Source organism: Deinococcus deserti VCD115, assembly GCF_000020685.1.
GTDB classification, from domain to species: domain Bacteria; phylum Deinococcota; class Deinococci; order Deinococcales; family Deinococcaceae; genus Deinococcus; species Deinococcus deserti.
Genome location: NC_012526.1, coordinates 2,382,475 through 2,398,944, shown reverse-complemented (window position 1 = coordinate 2,398,944; position 16,470 = coordinate 2,382,475). Strand labels below are relative to the sequence as shown.

Genomic DNA, 16,470 nt, shown 5'->3' with positions numbered 1-16,470 from the left:
ACACGAGTGAGGGCAGGGTCTGTTCAGACATAACCTTCGCTACGTGCGGGCGTGCGCACGGAAAGCCAGGGGTGGTCCGGCTTCCGTTGCCCTCTGCTCGAGCGGGAAAGCCTTTTAAGCTCAGCCCTGCCTCGTAACCCCTGGCCGGAAATTCAGTCAGCGGCGCTCAGGGGCTGGCGGCGAACCAGATCCTGCACTTCCGGGGCTGACAGCGGCAGGCTCAGGGCGTACCCCTGACCCAGATCACAGCCCATCTCCATGGCCAGGCGCACCAGGGCCGGAGTTTCCAGTCCCTCGGCAGTGACGGTGACATTCAGACTGCGCGCAATATCCAGTACGCCGCGGAGCAGTTGCTCTGCCTGCTGACGTTGCTGATCGTCATCGTCCAGGAAACAGGTCACGAACGAGCGGTCCAGCTTGACGTCGCTGATAGGCAGATTCCGCAGGCGTGTCAGGTTGGAATAGCCCGCCCCGAAATCATCCAGCGCCACCCGGACCCCCTGGGCCTGCAGCGCGCGCAGGGCCGTAACAGCCCGCTGGTCTTCGTGCAGCAGGGATGTTTCGGTCAGTTCCAGTTCCAGCTGCTGTGGATTGAGGCTCAGATTGTCCAGGACCTCCAGAACCCCGGGAACGAAATCACGCTGCATCAGCTGCAGGCCACTGACGTTCACGCTGAGCATCAGGCCCGGCAGGTGTGTCAACTGCTGGCAGGACTCCTGGAGGACCCACAGTCCAATAGGCGTGATCAGACCCACACGTTCGGCGACCGGAATGAATTCATCGGGGCCCACTGGCCCCAGCACCGGGTGCTGCCAGCGGACCAGTGCCTCGATCTTCACGATCTCACCGTCCGTCAGGGAGAAGATCGGCTGATAGACCAGGCGCAGCTCCTGGCGCGCCAGCGCGTGCCCCAGCTCACGCGCGAGCAGCTGAAAGCGTTCGGTGGCGGCGTGCTGGTCTGGGCGGTAGCGGCGCACATGCCGCCGGCCGCTGCGCTTGACGGCGTACATGGCGCTGTCAGCGTGCCGCAGCAGTTCGCTGGGAGTCTGGGCGTCGTCCGGGCACAGACTCAGCCCGATGCTGAGTGTGGTTTCCACGCCGACCCGGGTGCTGGGAAGCCTCGGCGCTTCTTCCTGGATACGGCGGGCGGCGGCCTCAGCTTCTGCGCTCCTTACTCCGGGCAGCAACACCACGAATTCATCGCCGCTGAGGCGGAAGACCTGTGCGTCCTCACCGGCCACACGCCTCAGTTCGCCGCCCAGAGTTTTGAGCAGCCGGTCGCCCGCAGCGTGTCCCAGGGTGTCGTTGATGACCTTGAAGGAATCCACATCCACGAACAGCAGGGCAAAAGGCTGGACTTCGGGGCGGGTCATCCCGTCGAGCTGACGCTCCAGACTCAGCCGTCCTGGCAGGCCCGTCAGCAGGTCATGGTAGGCCAGCTGTTGCAGGGCTTCGCGTTCGCTCTGCAGCCGCGAGAGCGAGGACGTGCGCGACAGATAGAACCCGGTGCCGTAATACACCACCCAGGCAGATTCAGCTGCAGCGCCACCCGCAGCAGGTCACGGTCCAGCTCCCCCAGGCCAGCTGAGCGCTGGGCCACCAGCCCGGCGCTCAGCACTCCCACCACCCCCAGCAGCCCCATCAGGACGCGCCGCATCTGGTGGGAGGACGCCGTGGCCAGTGCCCAGGCCATGACCGGGGACAGCCAGCTCAATGACTCCATCAGTTCCTGCATGGTCACGTTCTGGTCCACAGTGACGACGCCCAGCAGCGACAGTTTGAGAGCCATAAACACAGCCGCGCAGCCGATCAATGCCTGGGTGCTGCGGTGCAGTGGCAGCCGGCTGCGCCAGGTGCTCCACCACAGCAGGGCTATGGCAAGTGCCAGCGCCGCGTACAGCGGCCGGTCAACCTGGAGATCCCAGCGGTCATTGCGTGCCAGGACCATCGCCAGAAGGGTTCCGGCCAGTGTCAGCAGCAGACTGGCCAGCAGCAGGCGGCGCCTTCCCGGTAAGGTGTCGTGCGCACTTGGGAGCACCGGCATGATGCTGTTCATCCTAGGTGTACGGAGACTCAGGCACATTGGCCCTGGGCACGGCTTTTCTTTAGTTGTGGGGCGTTACGGGCCGCTGCCCTACACTGCAAGGAGCCCGGCCCAAGCCGGGGGAGGAACCATGTTCAAGTTGTTTCGCCGCCCCGAACCCAGTCCTTTTCTGCGCCAGGATGATTCCCAGACCTTCCGCGTGCGGGTACGCACGCGGCTTCACGGCGAGGTGGTCGAACTGCGCTTTACCAAAAGTGCGCACATCGGCGTGGATGACGACGGCAGCTTCATCCTGCGCAAGCCCGTTGTTTCGCCGCAGCACTTTGACCGCGGTGAAGTGGTGATCCGCTTCGACCGTCAGTACCGCGTGACCGGCACTGAGGCCAAGGGAGTGGATTTCATTCCTGTCAGCGAGTGGACTCCGGACTGAGCTGCTCCGCGCCAACCTCGTAAAAGGTCTCCAGCGTGATGCGTTCGGGGTACTTCCGGATAAAGTCCACCGTGCTCAGTGCCTGCGAGCGGTGGCAGCCGATCGCCTGCAATTTCCGGGTGACGTGGGCGGTGACATCATGGCGGACAGTGGGGGAGAGCCACTGTGCCCGCAGCGCCTCGTTCTCCGGGGGCGTGTCCGAGGCGTAGTACCACAGCCGGGGGCGATCAGTGACCGGCAGGCTGTCCCAGGCAGCCTTCACCGCACGGTGGGTGGTGACATGATCCGGGTGGCCATTGCTGCCGTTGGGCGGAAAGGTCAGCACAGTCTCGGGGCGCAGGCGCGTCATGGCTTCGCGCGCGACCTCGGTCAGAACTTCCAGGGGCTGGTCCTGGAGGTACTTGTCCGGAAAGGTGTGCTGCTCGTGCACGCTGCCGGGATGGCTGGTCAGCCCGATGGTTTCGAGACAGGCGGCAAGTTCCACGTCACGCATGCGGGCCAGTTCCTCAGGGGTGTCACACAGCCCCAGGGTGCGTCCAGCCTCGCCCCGGGTCAGGGTCACCAGGCCGCAGGGCTCTCCGGCCTGCATATAGGTCATCAGGGTGCCTGAGGCGCCGTACACCTCGTCGTCGGGATGAGGCACGATCAGCAGCAGTTTGAGGCGGAAGCCGTCAGGGTGGGGCGCGGACATGCCGCCCAGCATACGGTGGGTGGCCAGGGAAGGTCCGCAGTCCGCGGGGCTGGAATGCAGCGGTCCATTTCGGCAGGAGCCCAGAAGGAAAGTGCCGTAGGGGACTCAAGGCGGCGCGTTCCCGCTTCCCGCCCTCCAGGACGGAAGGTGACTAAGCGCGCTGGCGGATGCGTTCCCTGACAGGAGCAGGTCACCATAGCCACATGGCTCTGACTACTCTGCCCTTTGTGCTGCGCGTGGTGCGTGCGCCGGACGATTTTTCCGCGATAGCTGAAGTGCGCTCGGCGTCAAACCCCGATTGGCCGGTGAGTGCCGAGCAGATCGGGCGCGAGCACGCCAACCGCGACCCGAAGCTGTACTTTACTGAGCTGGTCGCCGAACAGCAGGGGCGCATCGTCGGTGTGGGCAGCGTGGGCCACGATGACTTTTCGTTCGAGGAGTGGCGCTACTGGGGTGGGCTGGGTGTTCATCCCGACGCACGGGGCCAGGGCGTCGGCTCGGCGCTGTACACCGAACTGCTGCGCCGGGTGCAGGAACGCGGCGCGCGTGAGGTGCGGACCATGCTCAGCGACCAGCCGCACGACGCGCCGGGGCGGGCATTTCTGGAACGGCGCGGTTTTCGCGTGGTCTGGGAGCGTTTTGAATCCAGGCTACACACGGCCGAGGCGCCCCTGGGCGCCTTTGATGCCCTGCTGGCCAGAATGGAGGCCGACGGTGTGAGGCTGGTGTCCATCGCAGAACTTGCGGGTGATCCTCAGCGTGACCGGCGCCTCTACGAGCTCGACTGGCGGCTGTTCCAGGACGTGCCGATGGGCAGCGTGCTGACCAGGCGTTCCTTCGAGACGTGGGTCAAGGAAGAATTGCAGGACCCCGACATGCGGCTGGACCTGTCCTTCGTGGCCGTGCGTGAAGGCGTAGATGACCCGCTGACCGGGCCTTACGTGGGGTACACCAGTCTGGGCTGGAATGCAGGCGGCTTCTACTACATCGGCATGACCGGGGTGCGCCGCGAGGACCGCGGGCGTGGCGTGGCCAAGGCGCTGAAGCTGGCGTCCATGCGCGCTTTACAGGCTTCGGGAGGCGGGCTGATCCGGACCTTCAACGACGCGCCCAACCGGGCCATGCTGAGCATGAATTCCCAGCTGGGGTTCAAACGCACCGCCACCCGCTACCGCTACGAGCTGCGGCTGGATGCAGAGGTGAAGGAGGAGCCGCAGTGAGCCTCAGCATCCGTGAGGCCGGCCGCGCCGATTCCCCTGAGATTGCCCGGATTTTCAGTGCTGTCATGCCGCAGCGTCCGTTGACAGCTGAGATCCTCGACCACCAGTTGCAGGCCCTCCTCGACCATCCCCTGCGCCCGCACGTGCGCGAGTGGCTGGCCGAGGTGGACGGCGAGGCCGTCGGGCAGGCTGTGGTGTTTCAGAACCCGTCCATGTTCCATCCGGACCGCTACCAGGTCGAACTGATGGTCGTGCCCACGCATGCGCAGCGCGGCGTGGGCACAAGGCTGGCGCAGGAGGTCGAGACACACCTTCAGGAGCGTGGTGCCCGGGAGGTCCTCGGAGGGGCCTACGAGGACCATCCTCACGCTGTGGCCTTCGCGCAGCGCCGAGGCCTGAAGGAGGTCATGCGCGTTTTTGACAACGTCCTGAACCTGGAGACCTTCGACTTCTCAGCCTGGGAGAGTGGGGCGCGGCTGCCGGCTGGCGTGCGCGCCAGGACGTTGGCTGAACTGACCCAGGAGGGGGGAGAGGACGCCGCCATGCGCGCCTACCACAGTGCTTTTTCTGAAGTGAGGCTGGATGTGCCGCGCAGTGGCGACGCGACCGAACAGACCATGGACGACTTCAGGAAAAGGGCACAAAGCCCGAACTTTTTTCCAGACGGCGTCCTGCTGGCCGTCACAGACTCGGGCGAGGCCGTGGCCCTGTCGGAGTTGTGGCGCTCACCTACCGGGCCTCACAGGCTGGATGTCGGTCTGACCGGCACACGCCGCGCGTGGCGGCGCAAGGGTCTCGCGCTGGCGCTGAAGCTGGAGGCCATGCGCCGGGCGTCCGCGGCCGGCGTCCAGGAACTGTGGACCGGCAATGCCACGACCAACGCGCCCATGCTGGAGCTGAACACCCGCCTGGGTTTCCGCCCACGGCCCGCTTACATTGAGTTCCGCTGGAGGAGCGAATGAACATCACTGTCCGCCCTGTGCACGACACCGAGTGGGACGCGGCTGCCCGCGCCTATACCGCTGCCCTGCCGCACGACCCGATCAGCGGCCATGAACTGCGCAAGCGCGACGAGGAACAGCGCGCCTGGGGATACGTGGCCGGCGTGATGGTGGCGGTGGATGCTGGGGGCGAGGTGGTTGGAAGCGCCTCGTACTTTCAGGACCCTGGGGCCTACCATCCGCAGCGGTTCACTCTGGAATTCGCCGTAGTGCCGCAGGCACAGGGCCAAGGCGCAGGTGCCGCCCTGTGGAACGCTCTGGACCTGTGTCTCTGCAAGGCAGGGGCCCAGTCCGTCCGCGTTCTGGCCCGCGAGGACCACCCGGTTGCCCCCGGCTTCCTGACCCGGCGCGGCTTTGTGGGTGACAAACGGTATTTCACCAGTTCGTTGAACGTCACCACTTTTGATGACGCGCCCTACAAGGCCCTGGACGACCGTCTGGCGTTGCTTGGCGTGCGCATCCTGAGCCTGGCGGATCTGCGTGAGGCCAGGGTGCCTGATCTGTCCAGGCGCCTGCACGCCCTGATGAGCGACGTGCGCGGTGACGTGCCCCGGGCAGAACCAGCCACTCCACTGAGCTTTCGGGTGTTCGAGGAAGCGGTCCTGGGTGACCCTGGCCTGCTGCCCGACGCCTATCTGGTGGCCGGGCATGGCGACACCCTGATCGGCCAGACTGTGCTGTTTCGCAGCGGGGCGAGTCCGGACCTGCTGACAGGGCTGACCGGAGTGAGCCGCGACTGGCGGGGTAAGGGCGTGGCCACGGCGCTGAAGGTCGCGGCGATCCGCGCGGCCCGCACCCTGGGGGCTGCCCTGATCCGGACCGACAATGCCAGCGACAACGCGCCCATGCTGGCCGTCAATGACCGGCTGGGCTTCGTGCGTGATCCGGCCAGCGTGAGCTTTATGCTGCGCTACTGATGCTGCTCAGTGTGGATTGGGACGCCTACTCCGGCACGCGTGAACTGGTTTTTGACGCACCGGTCTGGGGAACCCGTGACCGGCCGCACGACCGCCTGAAGGCCTGGGAGGAACGCGCGCACAAACGTGGCGCAGCCGACTGGAGCGTCCTGGAGCCGGATTTCCCGCTGTATTCCGGCTGGGAAGCTCTGGTCCGGTATATCGGCGTGCCGGCTTTCGTGACCCTCAGTCATGCGGACGCCTGGAACTGGCTGGAACAGTTCCCGGGCCAGGAAGTCCTGAATGTCGACTCGCACCATGACCTGTCCAGCTTCAGTGGGGACGGCGCGCGGCTGCGTCCCGGAAACTGGGCCGGTCTGGGCCTGCGTGCGGGGCTGGTGAGTCGCTACACCTGCCAGTACCCGCAGTGGCATGCTGACCTTCCGGTGGCTGAAGGCTACGACCTGGACCGCACGCGCATGGAACTGCTGTCGCTGCTGCCAGAGGAAGTCCTGGGGCGCGTCACTCTGACCCGGCACGGCGAACTGCCCGACCCGGCCCTGGTCAGCTCTGTCCTGCTGGTCCAGTCGCCCGCATGGACAAGTCCGGCTCACGACAGCGCTTTTTTTGAACTGGCCTCACGTCTGGGCTGCGCTCCTCTCGTGCCACCGCTCGACCGTCGTCAGCTGAAACCGCAGCCTCGCCAGGACTGACCTGACAGGGGCTGCGGTTTCAGCTCCAGAACGTCTGGGGCCCGCTCATCTATCATTCCAGCCTGCGGCTCGCACCGCTGGACCGGGCAGGGTCTCCATCAGGCAGCGCCTACAAATTTGCGGAGATGACGCCACAGCGGACGCGCGCACCACTGTTGCCCGCCGGGTCGGTCTGATAGTCGTCGGCTCCAGCATGAATCACGATGCTGCGGCCAATCAGACTGTTTTCGCCTCTCAAACTGACTTTGCTGGTAAAGAAGTCGGCGGTTCCGGTGCCGTCCGCGCCGACGCTGATCATGGGCAGGTCGCCTGCATGGCCCACGGTATTGGCGGCCGTAGGAGCGTCATGGTTGTTGGTGCCGCTGGGATCAAAATGCCCGCCGGCCCCGCCGAAGGCCACGGTTTCTCCATTGGCACCTACCGTGTTGGTACAGGTTGGATTGACGTGAATGTGCATGGCGTGCATCCCAGGAGCCAGACCGCTGACCGAAACCCGGACACGGGCGCCGTTGCCTTCTGCCATAAAGGTCGCCTGCCCGGTGGACTGTCCCGTGGGATTCATCAGGTCAGCTCTGGCCATGGTCGGGCCGAGCAAGGCGCAACTGGCAAGCGTGGTCGTCAGAAGCAGAGCGACGGGCAGGACAGACGTTCTGTACATAAAGCACCTCCGGGCAGGGAGAAGGAGCGCAGTGCGGACAGAGTTTGCGTTGACGTTTACCTGAAACGGACCTGATTGGTCCGCAGACGCGGGAGGTGGAAAGCTCTGTAGCCAGACTTTCCGGGGCCGTGTTGATGACCTCGCAAGTGTCGCCATGAATCGTTACCGGGAGCAACGCGGTGTCTTCGCCATCATGCTTCCAACGCACAGTGAAGTCAATCAGTTTCCGTTTTATAACAAAGCAGCTGAGCCTCAATAACCACCAGGAGGCTCGGCTGTTTGTGTTTTAGGACGTTGTCTTACGTCCATGGTTTCCAGCAGGCCTGAAAGAGCCTGAATCTCATTCAAGGGCACAGGAGCCTGGACCCGCTCTACCCCTGGAACTGCACCTGGACGCCGTGTTCGTCAGCATGCCGGCGGGCCAGGGCAATCTGAAGCTGTGCGGAGTTGCGCAGCGCCCGCTCCGGCTTGAGCCACAGAGCCTGAGCGATCTTGCTGGCGCGGCGCACCGCCAGGGTTTCCTGCGGCTGCGCCAGACTGACAGCCGCCAGCAGGGCCTGAACGCTGGGCGGCACGTCGGACAGCGGGTCGAACGGCACATGAGCCGTGACCCGCTCGGCACGCCGGCGCAGGCTGACCCGCGCTTCAGGCTGACCAGCCCGCTGTTCGATCAGGACCTCAGCCACGTCACCGTACCCGCCGGTTGATACGGCACCCCGGCGTGCATCGTTGGCCAGCGAGTGGGCCACCAGCATGTGCCGCCGGGTTCTGGGCACGTAGCCCACGCGCAGGGCCACCCGGCGCGCCTCGGCTTCGTCCATCACTTCCCGGGCCAGTTCATGCAGGATGGTCGGGCCGCGTCCGTGGGCCACAGCCGCGATAACTGCCTGATTGTCGGTGTGCACGCTCAGAGACTCATCCTCCGGGGCGAGCCGCACTGCTTCAAGAACTGCGCGCAGTTCGGCCACGTTGTTGTCCGGTACGCTCAGCTGTCCCTGAAAGCGCGCCGGAAGTGCGCCGGGAGTCAGCAGCACCAGACCCCAGCCACCCAGACCGGAGCCGTCGGGCTGCTCGTGCCAACTGGCATCCACAAATGCATGGTTCATGCCTGACTCCATTGAACAGGCGGCTCCAGGGGCGCCGCGCAGAAATTTCCCCACTCTTTACTTCCAAGAACACGATGCCCAGAACGGTGCTGCCCAGCGCGCACCTCAGAGGTCAAGGTCGAGCACCCGCGACAGGGTCCGGCGGGCCAGCAGGTGCAGCCCGCGGGGGTCCACCTCGCCGCGTTCCACCGCAGCGAGCAGATGCGGCGTAATGGCCGCCTCCCGCGCCAGCGTATCCAGCCCGATGCCCAGCAGCCGACGCCGCAGCCCCACCACCGAAACAAAAGTCTGTTCATCATGCCGGGTATCCATGCACCATCATGCCCCAGGCTGACGGAACATGATGCAATACTGCCCTTAACATGGACGTTCTCGAGCTCTATCAGCAGGCTGGCGCGTACCACGAAGGGCATTTTCTGCTTGCCTCCGGCCGCCACAGTCCCAAGTTCCTGCAAAGCACCACGCTGCTGCAGTACCCCCACCTGACCGAGCAGATTGGGCAGGCCCTGGCCGCCCGGTTACAGGGCGAGGGTATTCAGGCCGATTTCCTGATTGGCCCGGCCATGGGTGGCGTCACCCTGGCCTATGAAACGGCCCGCCATTATGACAACGGCAAAGGCCCCAGCGGCCGGCGTGCGATTTTTGCTGAGAAAGACGGCCAGGGGGGCATGAAGATCCGCGAGGCCTTCACGATTACGCCCGGAGAGACCTTCGTGGCTGTCGAGGATGTGCTGACCACTGGCGGCAGCGTCCTGAAGGCAGTACGGGCAGCCGAACAGGCGGGCGGACGGTGTGTGGCGATTGCCTGCATCGTGGACCGGCGCGCGCAGGAAGGGCCGCTGGAAGGGTATCGGCTGGTGTCGTTGACGCGGCTGGTGTTTGATACGTATCTGCCGGATGAGGTTCCAGGGTGGCTGGCGGAGATTCCTTTGCAGGAGATTTGAGGACTGAGCTTTCCTGGATTTTCCCGACCCCGGTTACCCCACCCCCCAGCCCCCTACCCCAGAGGGGCAGGGGGAGCTTTCGTTGGCACTGGGCAAGAGGTTTGACTGGAGCTGAGGCGCTGCTTTGTTCGTTGACGTATCCAGCTTCGACGCCATCTTTGGCACCCGTTGGAAGAGCCCGCGCGCTACGCGCACGACGGCTTCGGACGCTGAGCCCGTAAAGGAGATAAGGTGGGAGACCAGAAGAAGACGAACGCTTGTCCCTTTCTTTTCAGTAGAACCTATCTGCCTGAATCAAGAAGCCCGGCCCCAATACCGTAAGAGCAACCCAGGCCTTCGTGCGCGTAGCGCGCGGGCCATTGCGCGACCTCGGAGCATGGCGTCGAAGCCGGAATGCTGGAAGGAACAAACAGCCCCACCACCCTCCCTCTCACTTTGCTTAGTGCAACGTAAGCTCCCCCTGCCCCTCTGGGGTAGGGGGCTGGGGGGCGGGGCAAAGCCAGCTAAGAAACCATCCCTTTACTCCCCCACATCCTCCGCCCAAAGCGCCCGCATCTCCTCACTCCGCTCCAGCAATTCATTGAGCGTCCCCTCTTCCACGATCCGTCCGTGCTGCATCAGCAGAATCCGGTCCGCCCGGATCAGTGCGGCGCGGCGGTGCGACACGACCAGACAGGTCGCGTCCAGCTCACGGAACAGTCCGTCCCACAGCTGAGCCTCGGTGCGGGCGTCCAGGGCGCTGCTCACGTCATCGAAAACCAGCAGGTCAGCGTCACGGGCCAGCATGCGGGCCACGGCGGCGCGCTGCACCTGACCACCAGAAAGCTTCACACCGCGCGCTCCGACCTGGGTCTCCAGGCCGTGTTGCAGCTGCTCAAGGTCGGGTTCCAGCACTGCCAGGCGCACGGCGCGGTTCAGATGGTCGGGGTTGCTGCCCGACAGAACATTTTCCTCCAGGGTGTCGGAGAACAGGTTGGGCAGCTGCGCCGTGTAGGCGCTGCGTGGGGGGACCAGGAAAGAGGCAGGGTCCTCGATAGGCACGCCGTTCCAGCTGACTGTGCCGCTCTGCACCGGAATCAGCCCCAGCAGGGCGCGCAGCAGGGTGCTTTTACCACTGCCGATCCGGCCAGTCACGACCACGAACTCACCGTGGCGGATGGTGAAGCTAGCATCCCGGACGCCCAGAATGCCGTCCTCGCCATGTGTGGCTGTCAGGCCCTCGACCCGCAGTTCCTCCAGCGGCAACGCCGGGGGAGCCGCAGGTGGCGCGGGTGGATCGCGGTGCAGGTAGGCCGGGTGGTGCTCCACGATTTTGGTGTCGGGGGCGTCCTGCAGGAGCCGGGTCATGCGTTCATAGCTCACGCCTGTACGGCGGTGACGGGCGATCGCGTCGCCGAAAAAGGCCATGCTGCCGGTCAGGCGGGGCAGCAGGCCTATAAACAGCACGAATTCGCCGATGCCCAGGTTGCCACCGCGAACCTTGTTGGCGCCCAGCAGCAGCACCAGGCCCACGGCCATGTTCACCATGTTGGTGTTGACGCCCCGGATCAGCTCGGTCAGCAGCACGTCCCGCAGGGCTGCGTGCCGGCGGGTTTCCCCTAGTTTGCGCAGGTGCGTGACCATGGCGTCCTCGCGCGCGGCCAGCTTGACGGCACTGACGGCTCCGAACGTCTCGCCGATAAAGTCGGTAACCCGGGCAGTGGCTTCACGCATGCGGCGTCGGTAGGAGCGGATGGTGGGGGAGAGGCGCTGCACGAACAGCACCATCAGCAGCAAGGGCGCGCAGACCAGCAGAGTGATCCAGGGGTCCACCCGAGCCATCATCGTGATGGCCAGGATGCAGTACACCACGAAGCCCGCACCGTCGACCCAAACTTCGGTGTATCCGGCGACATCATCCACATCGTCCCGGAAGCGGCTGACCGCCTCAGCCGGGGTGTCGGGCAGGCGCCGGGCCCGGCGGGCGGTGAGCAGGTAGCCCAGCAGATTGCGCCGCACCAGGGCGTCCAGGGTGTACCACAACTCGATCCACGCCCGGAACGCACCGTAGAAGATGCCGAAGCGGCTGGCCCGCACGAAGGCAAACCACCCCACCGAGACCCAGGCAGCCGCAATCACCGGATCAATCGGCAGCCCCGCTCCGCGAAGTTTCTCGGCCTCCTCCAGCCGGCCGAAGATGCCGCTTACCGCCAGGGTGAGCAGGGCCGGAGCGGAGTGCACCATGCCCCACATCAGCAGGTTGAAAGCAAACAGGGCCGGGTTGTAGGCGAACAGCCGCTTTTGCAGCGTGAAGGTCCGGTCACGGGTGGGGGTCGGGGCAGAGGTGGTCATGCAGGGCTCCAGTGGGAACAGGGGGCCGAAGGGACAGCGCGGGTCGGCCTGGAACTCATACCAGCACCCCGGTGTCCTCGCTGGCGGCGCCTGCCAGAAGCAGCCCGGCGTACTGACTGCGGGGATCGCGGGCCAGAATCTCGCGGGCACCCTCTTCCAGCACCTGGCCGTCACCCAGCACCAGAATCCGGTCGGCGCGGGATACGGTATCCAGGCGGTGCGCGATGATGATGGCCGTACGCCCCGACAGCAGCCGCGTCATGGCTGCGGTCAGCAGCGCCTCAGTGGCGGGGTCCAGGCGGCTGCTGGGTTCGTCCAGGATGATCACGGCCGGGTCGCGCAGCATCACGCGCGCAAAGGCCAGAAGCTGCGCTTCACCAGCCGAGAGGCTGCCCGCAGGCAGCGGTGTGCGCACGCCGTCCGGCAACCGGTCAAGCCACGCTCCCAGGCCCACTTCCAGCAGCGCCGCCTCCACCTGCGAGTCAGTGATGTCCGGGTCAAAGAAGCTGAGGTTGTCGCGCACGCTGGCCTGGAACAGCTGCACATCCTGGGTGACCACGGCCACGCGGGTTCTCAGGTCATGCAACGGAACGTCGGGCACATTGACGCCGCCTAAGCGCACCTCACCGCTGGTGGCGTCATACAGGCGCGAAATCAGCCGGGTCAGGGTCGTCTTGCCACTGCCGGTGCGGCCCAGCAGTCCCAGGGTCTGGCCAGCGGGCAGATGAAAGCTCACATGGTGCAGCACCCCACGGGAGGCAGGCTCTTTGGGGTTGTAGCTGAAGCTGACGTCGTCAAAATCCAGGGCCAGAGGTCCGGCGGGCAGGGTCCGGCTGCCCCCGTGAATCTCGCTGCGCAGCGCCAGGATCTCGCTGACGCGGCCCAGACTGGCGCCCGCCTTCTGCAGGTCCTGCAACTGCTGGGTGAGCTGGTCGATGGGTTCTTCGATCATGCTCATGTACTGGTAGAGCAGGAAGGCTGTGCCCAGCGTGATGGCCCCGGCTGTGTACAGGTTCACGGCGGCCGAAAGCAGGCCCACGTAGCCCACCGCGAACAGCAGCATGCTCAGCTGCCACACCACGCTGCGCCGCCGCCAGGAGAAGGTGCTGCGCGTAAAGAAGTCCCGCTGCGTGCGCAGGAAGCTGTTCAGATGGTGATTGCCTGCACCGAGCGACCGGATATCTTCCAGGCCGGTCAGGCGCTCCTCGACAAAGCCAAACAGTCGGGCACTGGCTTCGCGCTCAGCCTTGGTAGGCTCGACCCCCAGTTGCCGCACGCGGTTCATGCTCAGCAGCGTCACGACCGTAAAGAGCGTGATGCCTGCTCCCACCCGCCAGTCCTCGCGCCAGAACATGACCACGGCGCCGGTCAGCAGCAGCGCGGCCCCGAACACCCTCACCGCGAACTGCGAAAAGAAGTTGCTCAGGGCCGTGACGTCGCCGTCGATGCGCTCGATCATCTCGCCCGGGGTGCGTTCCTTGTGCTCATGCATGTCCAGTGACAGCAGGTGATCCATCAGGTCGGCGCGCAGACGGTTGGTGGCGGTCCAGCCCACCCGCGCGCCCACGTAGGTGGCCCCGGCGGTCATGAGCTGCACCCCCACGGCCAGCACGATATAGATCACGGCCAGACGCGAGAGCAGGGCCACGTCCGCCCCGCCGATCAGCTTGGCGTTGTCCACAAACCGCCGCAGCAGCTGAGGAAGCAGCAGGTTCAGTCCTGTACCACTCAGCAGCAGCGCCGCCAGCAGCGCGACCTGCCATTTCAGTGGTCCCAGGTACACCCGCAGCACGCCCAGCATGGACCCGCGGGCGTCAGGCCGGGAAGCAGAGGAGGAGCCGGGCGCCGTCATCCGCACAGCCTAGTCGGGTGCTCAGGCCAGAGCATCCGCCGCGTGGCTTAGAAGCAGCTGAATGAAGGGAATTCCAGGGATTCCTGAGGGACCGGCCCCTCAGGCGTCGCGCTGGCCGGTGACCCAGTAGCGCACGCGCTCGGCCACGTTCTCCATGTGATCTCCGATGCGCTCCAGGCTGCGGCCCACACGCATCAGCATCAGCGCCTTGCTGATGTTGCGGGGGTCTTCGAGCATGTACGTCACGAGTTCACGCTGAATCTGCTCGTACAGGTCATCGACCTCGTCGTCCATCTGCACGGTGGCCTCGGCGCGGGTCACGTCACGCTCGGCAATGGCAGTGCGCAGGTTCTGGCTCATTTCTCCCAGACGCTCGAGCATCCGAGCGAGGTTCACGTAGCGCTTCAGTGCCGGCTGCTGCGCCAGTTCCGCGCCGTCCTCGGCCACATGAACCACATAGTCACCCATGCGCTCGATGTCGCTCAGGCTTTTGAGCACCAGGGCCACCAGCCGCAGGTCCCGGGCCACCGGCTGGTGCAGCGCGATGATCCGCAGGCACTCGGCTTCAATCTGCGCTTCCTGGGCATCAACCTCGCGGTCCAGAGCGCGGACCTCTTCCAGGCGGTCCAGGCGTTCGTGCAGCAGCACCTCTCCTGCTACGGGCAGCATCCGCTCCACCGTGCCAAGCATATTCAGGGCGCCGTTCAGCACGGCGCGCAGATCGTTTTCCAGGGCTTCACGCATGAGTTACTCCTTCTCTAAGAACCGTAGCACTGTGGGGTGCGGTGTGGGGGTTTGGAATCCAGCCTGCTTGCTTTAGCCCAGGCCAGACACGCCAGGCAGCGTAAAGCAGAAGGCGTTTCCGTTCTCCTGCCGCTCGGCCCAGGCCTGACCGCCCCAGCCGTGCACGATGGAGCGCACGATATACAGGCCCATGCCGCTGCCCTGTCCGGTGGCCTGCTGGCCGCGGGTATGGGCACGGAACAGGCTGTCGGTATCGGGTATCGGAGCGCCCTGGTCGAGCACACGCACCTCGACCCAGGTGCCGCGCAGGCTGGTCTGCACCTCGACGGGCTGGCCATGCGGGCCGTACTTCAGGGCATTTTCGATCAGGTTCAGCAGCACCTGCAACAGCTTGTCGGGATCAGCACGGACCAGGTGATCCTGGCCGAAGCTCAGCTGTGCCTGCCGGGTGGCCAGTTCAGTGCTGAGCAGCCGCTCGGCGCGTGTGAAAGCTTCAGACAGTGGCAGGGTACGCGCGCGTGTCGGCCGGAAACCGACTGCCAGGTCCTCGACCAGCCGGGCGAGGCGCTCCGTTTCCTGCAGGCCCTGCTTCACGAAGTTCTGGGCCAGATCGGTCGGCATGTCGTATTCCAGGGCTTCAAGCACACCACGTAGGGCCGCGACCGGCGTGCGGAACTCGTGGGACAGCACGGCAGTCGCTTCACGCAGTTCCGCTTCGCGGCGGCGGTGCTCGGTGATGTCTTCCACAATCAGGGAGCTGCTCTGGGCGTGCCGGACCGCGGTGCAGCGCAGCGTGCGTCCGCCGGCTTCCAGTTCCAGTTCTCCGCCCCGGTCGATCAGCGCTTCAAGGGTGTGCCGTCGCACGATTTCAAGTACCGGGCGGCCCAGGGCGCGGTCCTGCGGCACGCCCCACAACCGGACGGCGGCCGCGTTGACCCGCGTAACCAGTCCACCTTCGCTGAGGAGGATCGCCTGCGGGAGCGCGTCTACCCAGGGGTCGTTGGTGGGGGCCTGTCCGGCCGTGCCGGTCAGCTCCGTGGTCATGAGGCGTCCGTCCGGGGCCGCATGCGGTATCCCTTGCCGCGCACCGTTTCCAGGAAGTCAGGCTTGCTGGGGTCGTCGCCCAGGTGCGCCCGCAGCTGGGTGACATGCTGGTCGACAGTGCGTTCACCGCCCAGAAAGTCCGCGCCCCAGACGCGGTCGAGCAGCTCAGTGCGTGAATACACCCGACCGGTGTTCTGGGTCAGGAAGGCCAGCAGGTCAAACTCGCGCCGGGTCAGGTTGAGCCTCTTGCCACTCACACGCGCCTCAGCGGCATTCACATCCACAATCAGCGGGCCGTTGGTCAGGGTGGGCGGGCTGTCGGGCTGCGAGCGGCGCAGCAGCGCCCGGACCCGCGCGACCAGTTCGGCGGCGCTGAAGGGTTTTGTCAGGTAATCGTCTGCTCCGGACTCCAGGCCCTCGACCCGTTCGGCCTCGGCGGCGCGCGCGGTCAGCATCAGCACCGGCATGCGGCGCAGCTCGGCGTCGGCGCGCAGCCGGCGCAGGAAGCCCAGGCCGCTCTCGCCGGGCAGCATCCAGTCCAGCACCAGCGCGTCGGCGCCGCCCAGCTGCTCCAGGGCCCCGTGCGTGGAGTCCAGGGCGGTGACTCGCAGACCCGCACGCTCCAGGTGAAAGCGCAGGACGTCCCGCACGGTTCCCTCGTCCTCGATCACAACGACGTGGCTCATTGCCTCTCATTCTGACCTGATGCGTCAGGGGGATGTCAGGTGGGGACACAACAGCTGGCCTTGCCACTGTCCAGTCTGCCGGGCCTGTCAATCTTCCAGCGGCGCGCCCC

General features: G+C 65.6%; 17 protein-coding genes. 6 read left to right on the top strand and 11 right to left on the bottom strand.

What is annotated here, in order from left to right; translation table 11 throughout:
• Window positions 1–152: 152 nt before the first annotated feature.
• Both DEIDE_RS11430 and DEIDE_RS11425 read right to left on the bottom strand, forming a co-directional pair.
• Window positions 153–1,520 (bottom strand): putative bifunctional diguanylate cyclase/phosphodiesterase, encoded by a 1,368-nt coding sequence (locus tag DEIDE_RS11430; RefSeq protein WP_162485458.1) that lies wholly within the window; start codon window positions 1,518–1,520, stop codon window positions 153–155.
• Entirely contained in the window at window positions 1,418–2,044 is a 627-nt protein-coding gene (locus tag DEIDE_RS11425) for a hypothetical protein (RefSeq protein WP_012694118.1), read from the bottom strand. Before DEIDE_RS11425 ends, DEIDE_RS11430 begins: the two co-directional genes overlap by 103 nt.
• A gap of 130 nt (window positions 2,045–2,174) precedes the next feature.
• Here DEIDE_RS11425 and DEIDE_RS11420 point away from each other — a divergent pair, with 130 nt between their 5' ends.
• Window positions 2,175–2,474, top strand: a complete 300-nt coding sequence (locus DEIDE_RS11420; protein WP_012694117.1) for a hypothetical protein — start codon at window positions 2,175–2,177, stop codon at window positions 2,472–2,474.
• Here DEIDE_RS11420 and DEIDE_RS11415 read toward each other — a convergent pair.
• Window positions 2,452–3,177, bottom strand: a complete 726-nt coding sequence (locus tag DEIDE_RS11415) for a PIG-L deacetylase family protein (protein ID WP_012694116.1) — start codon at window positions 3,175–3,177, stop codon at window positions 2,452–2,454. The genes DEIDE_RS11420 and DEIDE_RS11415 overlap by 23 nt on opposite strands.
• Window positions 3,178–3,368: 191 nt before the next feature.
• Between DEIDE_RS11415 and DEIDE_RS11410 the strand changes: the two genes are divergently transcribed.
• From DEIDE_RS11410 to DEIDE_RS11395, 4 genes are read left to right on the top strand one after another with little or no spacing between them, the layout of a single operon-like run.
• Window positions 3,369–4,385 carry a GNAT family N-acetyltransferase gene (locus tag DEIDE_RS11410; RefSeq protein ID WP_012694115.1) on the top strand — a complete coding sequence of 339 codons (1,017 nt, stop codon included), beginning with the start codon at window positions 3,369–3,371 and terminating at the stop codon, window positions 4,383–4,385.
• Window positions 4,382–5,347: a GNAT family N-acetyltransferase gene (locus tag DEIDE_RS11405; RefSeq protein ID WP_012694114.1), complete on the top strand. Its 966-nt coding sequence runs from the start codon at window positions 4,382–4,384 to the stop codon at window positions 5,345–5,347. Before DEIDE_RS11410 ends, DEIDE_RS11405 begins: the two co-directional genes overlap by 4 nt.
• The gene (locus tag DEIDE_RS11400; protein ID WP_012694113.1) at window positions 5,344–6,303 is read left to right on the top strand and encodes a GNAT family N-acetyltransferase; all 960 of its coding nucleotides are present in this window, start codon (window positions 5,344–5,346) and stop codon (window positions 6,301–6,303) included. The genes DEIDE_RS11405 and DEIDE_RS11400 overlap by 4 nt, the downstream gene beginning before the upstream one ends.
• The gene (locus DEIDE_RS11395; RefSeq protein WP_012694112.1) at window positions 6,303–6,995 is read left to right on the top strand and encodes a hypothetical protein; all 693 of its coding nucleotides are present in this window, start codon (window positions 6,303–6,305) and stop codon (window positions 6,993–6,995) included. The genes DEIDE_RS11400 and DEIDE_RS11395 overlap by 1 nt, the downstream gene beginning before the upstream one ends.
• A 109-nt stretch (window positions 6,996–7,104) precedes the next feature.
• Here the strand turns inward: DEIDE_RS11395 and DEIDE_RS11390 are convergent, their stop codons facing one another.
• The 3 genes from DEIDE_RS11390 to DEIDE_RS11380 form a co-directional block, all read right to left on the bottom strand.
• On the bottom strand, window positions 7,105–7,653 hold the full coding sequence (locus tag DEIDE_RS11390) for a superoxide dismutase family protein (protein WP_012694111.1): 549 nt from the start codon (window positions 7,651–7,653) through the stop codon (window positions 7,105–7,107).
• A gap of 371 nt (window positions 7,654–8,024) precedes the next feature.
• Window positions 8,025–8,759 carry an RNase H family protein gene (locus DEIDE_RS11385; RefSeq protein WP_041227244.1) on the bottom strand — a complete coding sequence of 245 codons (735 nt, stop codon included), beginning with the start codon at window positions 8,757–8,759 and terminating at the stop codon, window positions 8,025–8,027.
• A 105-nt stretch (window positions 8,760–8,864) separates the two neighbouring features.
• Window positions 8,865–9,071, bottom strand: coding sequence for a hypothetical protein (locus tag DEIDE_RS11380; RefSeq protein WP_012694109.1), 207 nt, complete (start codon window positions 9,069–9,071; stop codon window positions 8,865–8,867).
• Window positions 9,072–9,121: 50 nt separating this feature from the next.
• On the opposite strand from DEIDE_RS11380, the gene pyrE reads away from it, so the two are divergent.
• The gene (pyrE, locus tag DEIDE_RS11375; RefSeq protein WP_012694108.1) at window positions 9,122–9,703 is read left to right on the top strand and encodes an orotate phosphoribosyltransferase; all 582 of its coding nucleotides are present in this window, start codon (window positions 9,122–9,124) and stop codon (window positions 9,701–9,703) included.
• A 519-nt stretch (window positions 9,704–10,222) separates the two neighbouring features.
• On the opposite strand, the gene DEIDE_RS11370 is transcribed toward pyrE, so the two are convergent.
• The 5 genes from DEIDE_RS11370 to DEIDE_RS11350 all read right to left on the bottom strand — a co-directional run bounded on the left by DEIDE_RS11370 (window position 10,223) and on the right by DEIDE_RS11350 (window position 16,360).
• A complete protein-coding gene (locus DEIDE_RS11370; RefSeq protein WP_012694107.1) occupies window positions 10,223–12,034 on the bottom strand; it encodes an ABC transporter ATP-binding protein in 1,812 nt (603 codons plus the stop codon).
• A gap of 55 nt (window positions 12,035–12,089) precedes the next feature.
• Window positions 12,090–13,886, bottom strand: coding sequence for an ABC transporter ATP-binding protein (locus tag DEIDE_RS11365; RefSeq protein WP_162485457.1), 1,797 nt, complete (start codon window positions 13,884–13,886; stop codon window positions 12,090–12,092).
• A gap of 99 nt (window positions 13,887–13,985) precedes the next feature.
• Window positions 13,986–14,630 (bottom strand): phosphate signaling complex protein PhoU, encoded by a 645-nt coding sequence (phoU, locus tag DEIDE_RS11360; protein ID WP_012694105.1) that lies wholly within the window; start codon window positions 14,628–14,630, stop codon window positions 13,986–13,988.
• 72 nt (window positions 14,631–14,702) lie between these two features.
• The gene (locus DEIDE_RS11355) at window positions 14,703–15,674 is read right to left on the bottom strand and encodes a sensor histidine kinase (RefSeq protein ID WP_012694104.1); all 972 of its coding nucleotides are present in this window, start codon (window positions 15,672–15,674) and stop codon (window positions 14,703–14,705) included.
• On the bottom strand, window positions 15,671–16,360 hold the full coding sequence (locus tag DEIDE_RS11350) for a response regulator transcription factor (RefSeq protein WP_012694103.1): 690 nt from the start codon (window positions 16,358–16,360) through the stop codon (window positions 15,671–15,673). Before DEIDE_RS11350 ends, DEIDE_RS11355 begins: the two co-directional genes overlap by 4 nt.
• Between the last annotated feature and the right edge of the window lie 110 nt (window positions 16,361–16,470).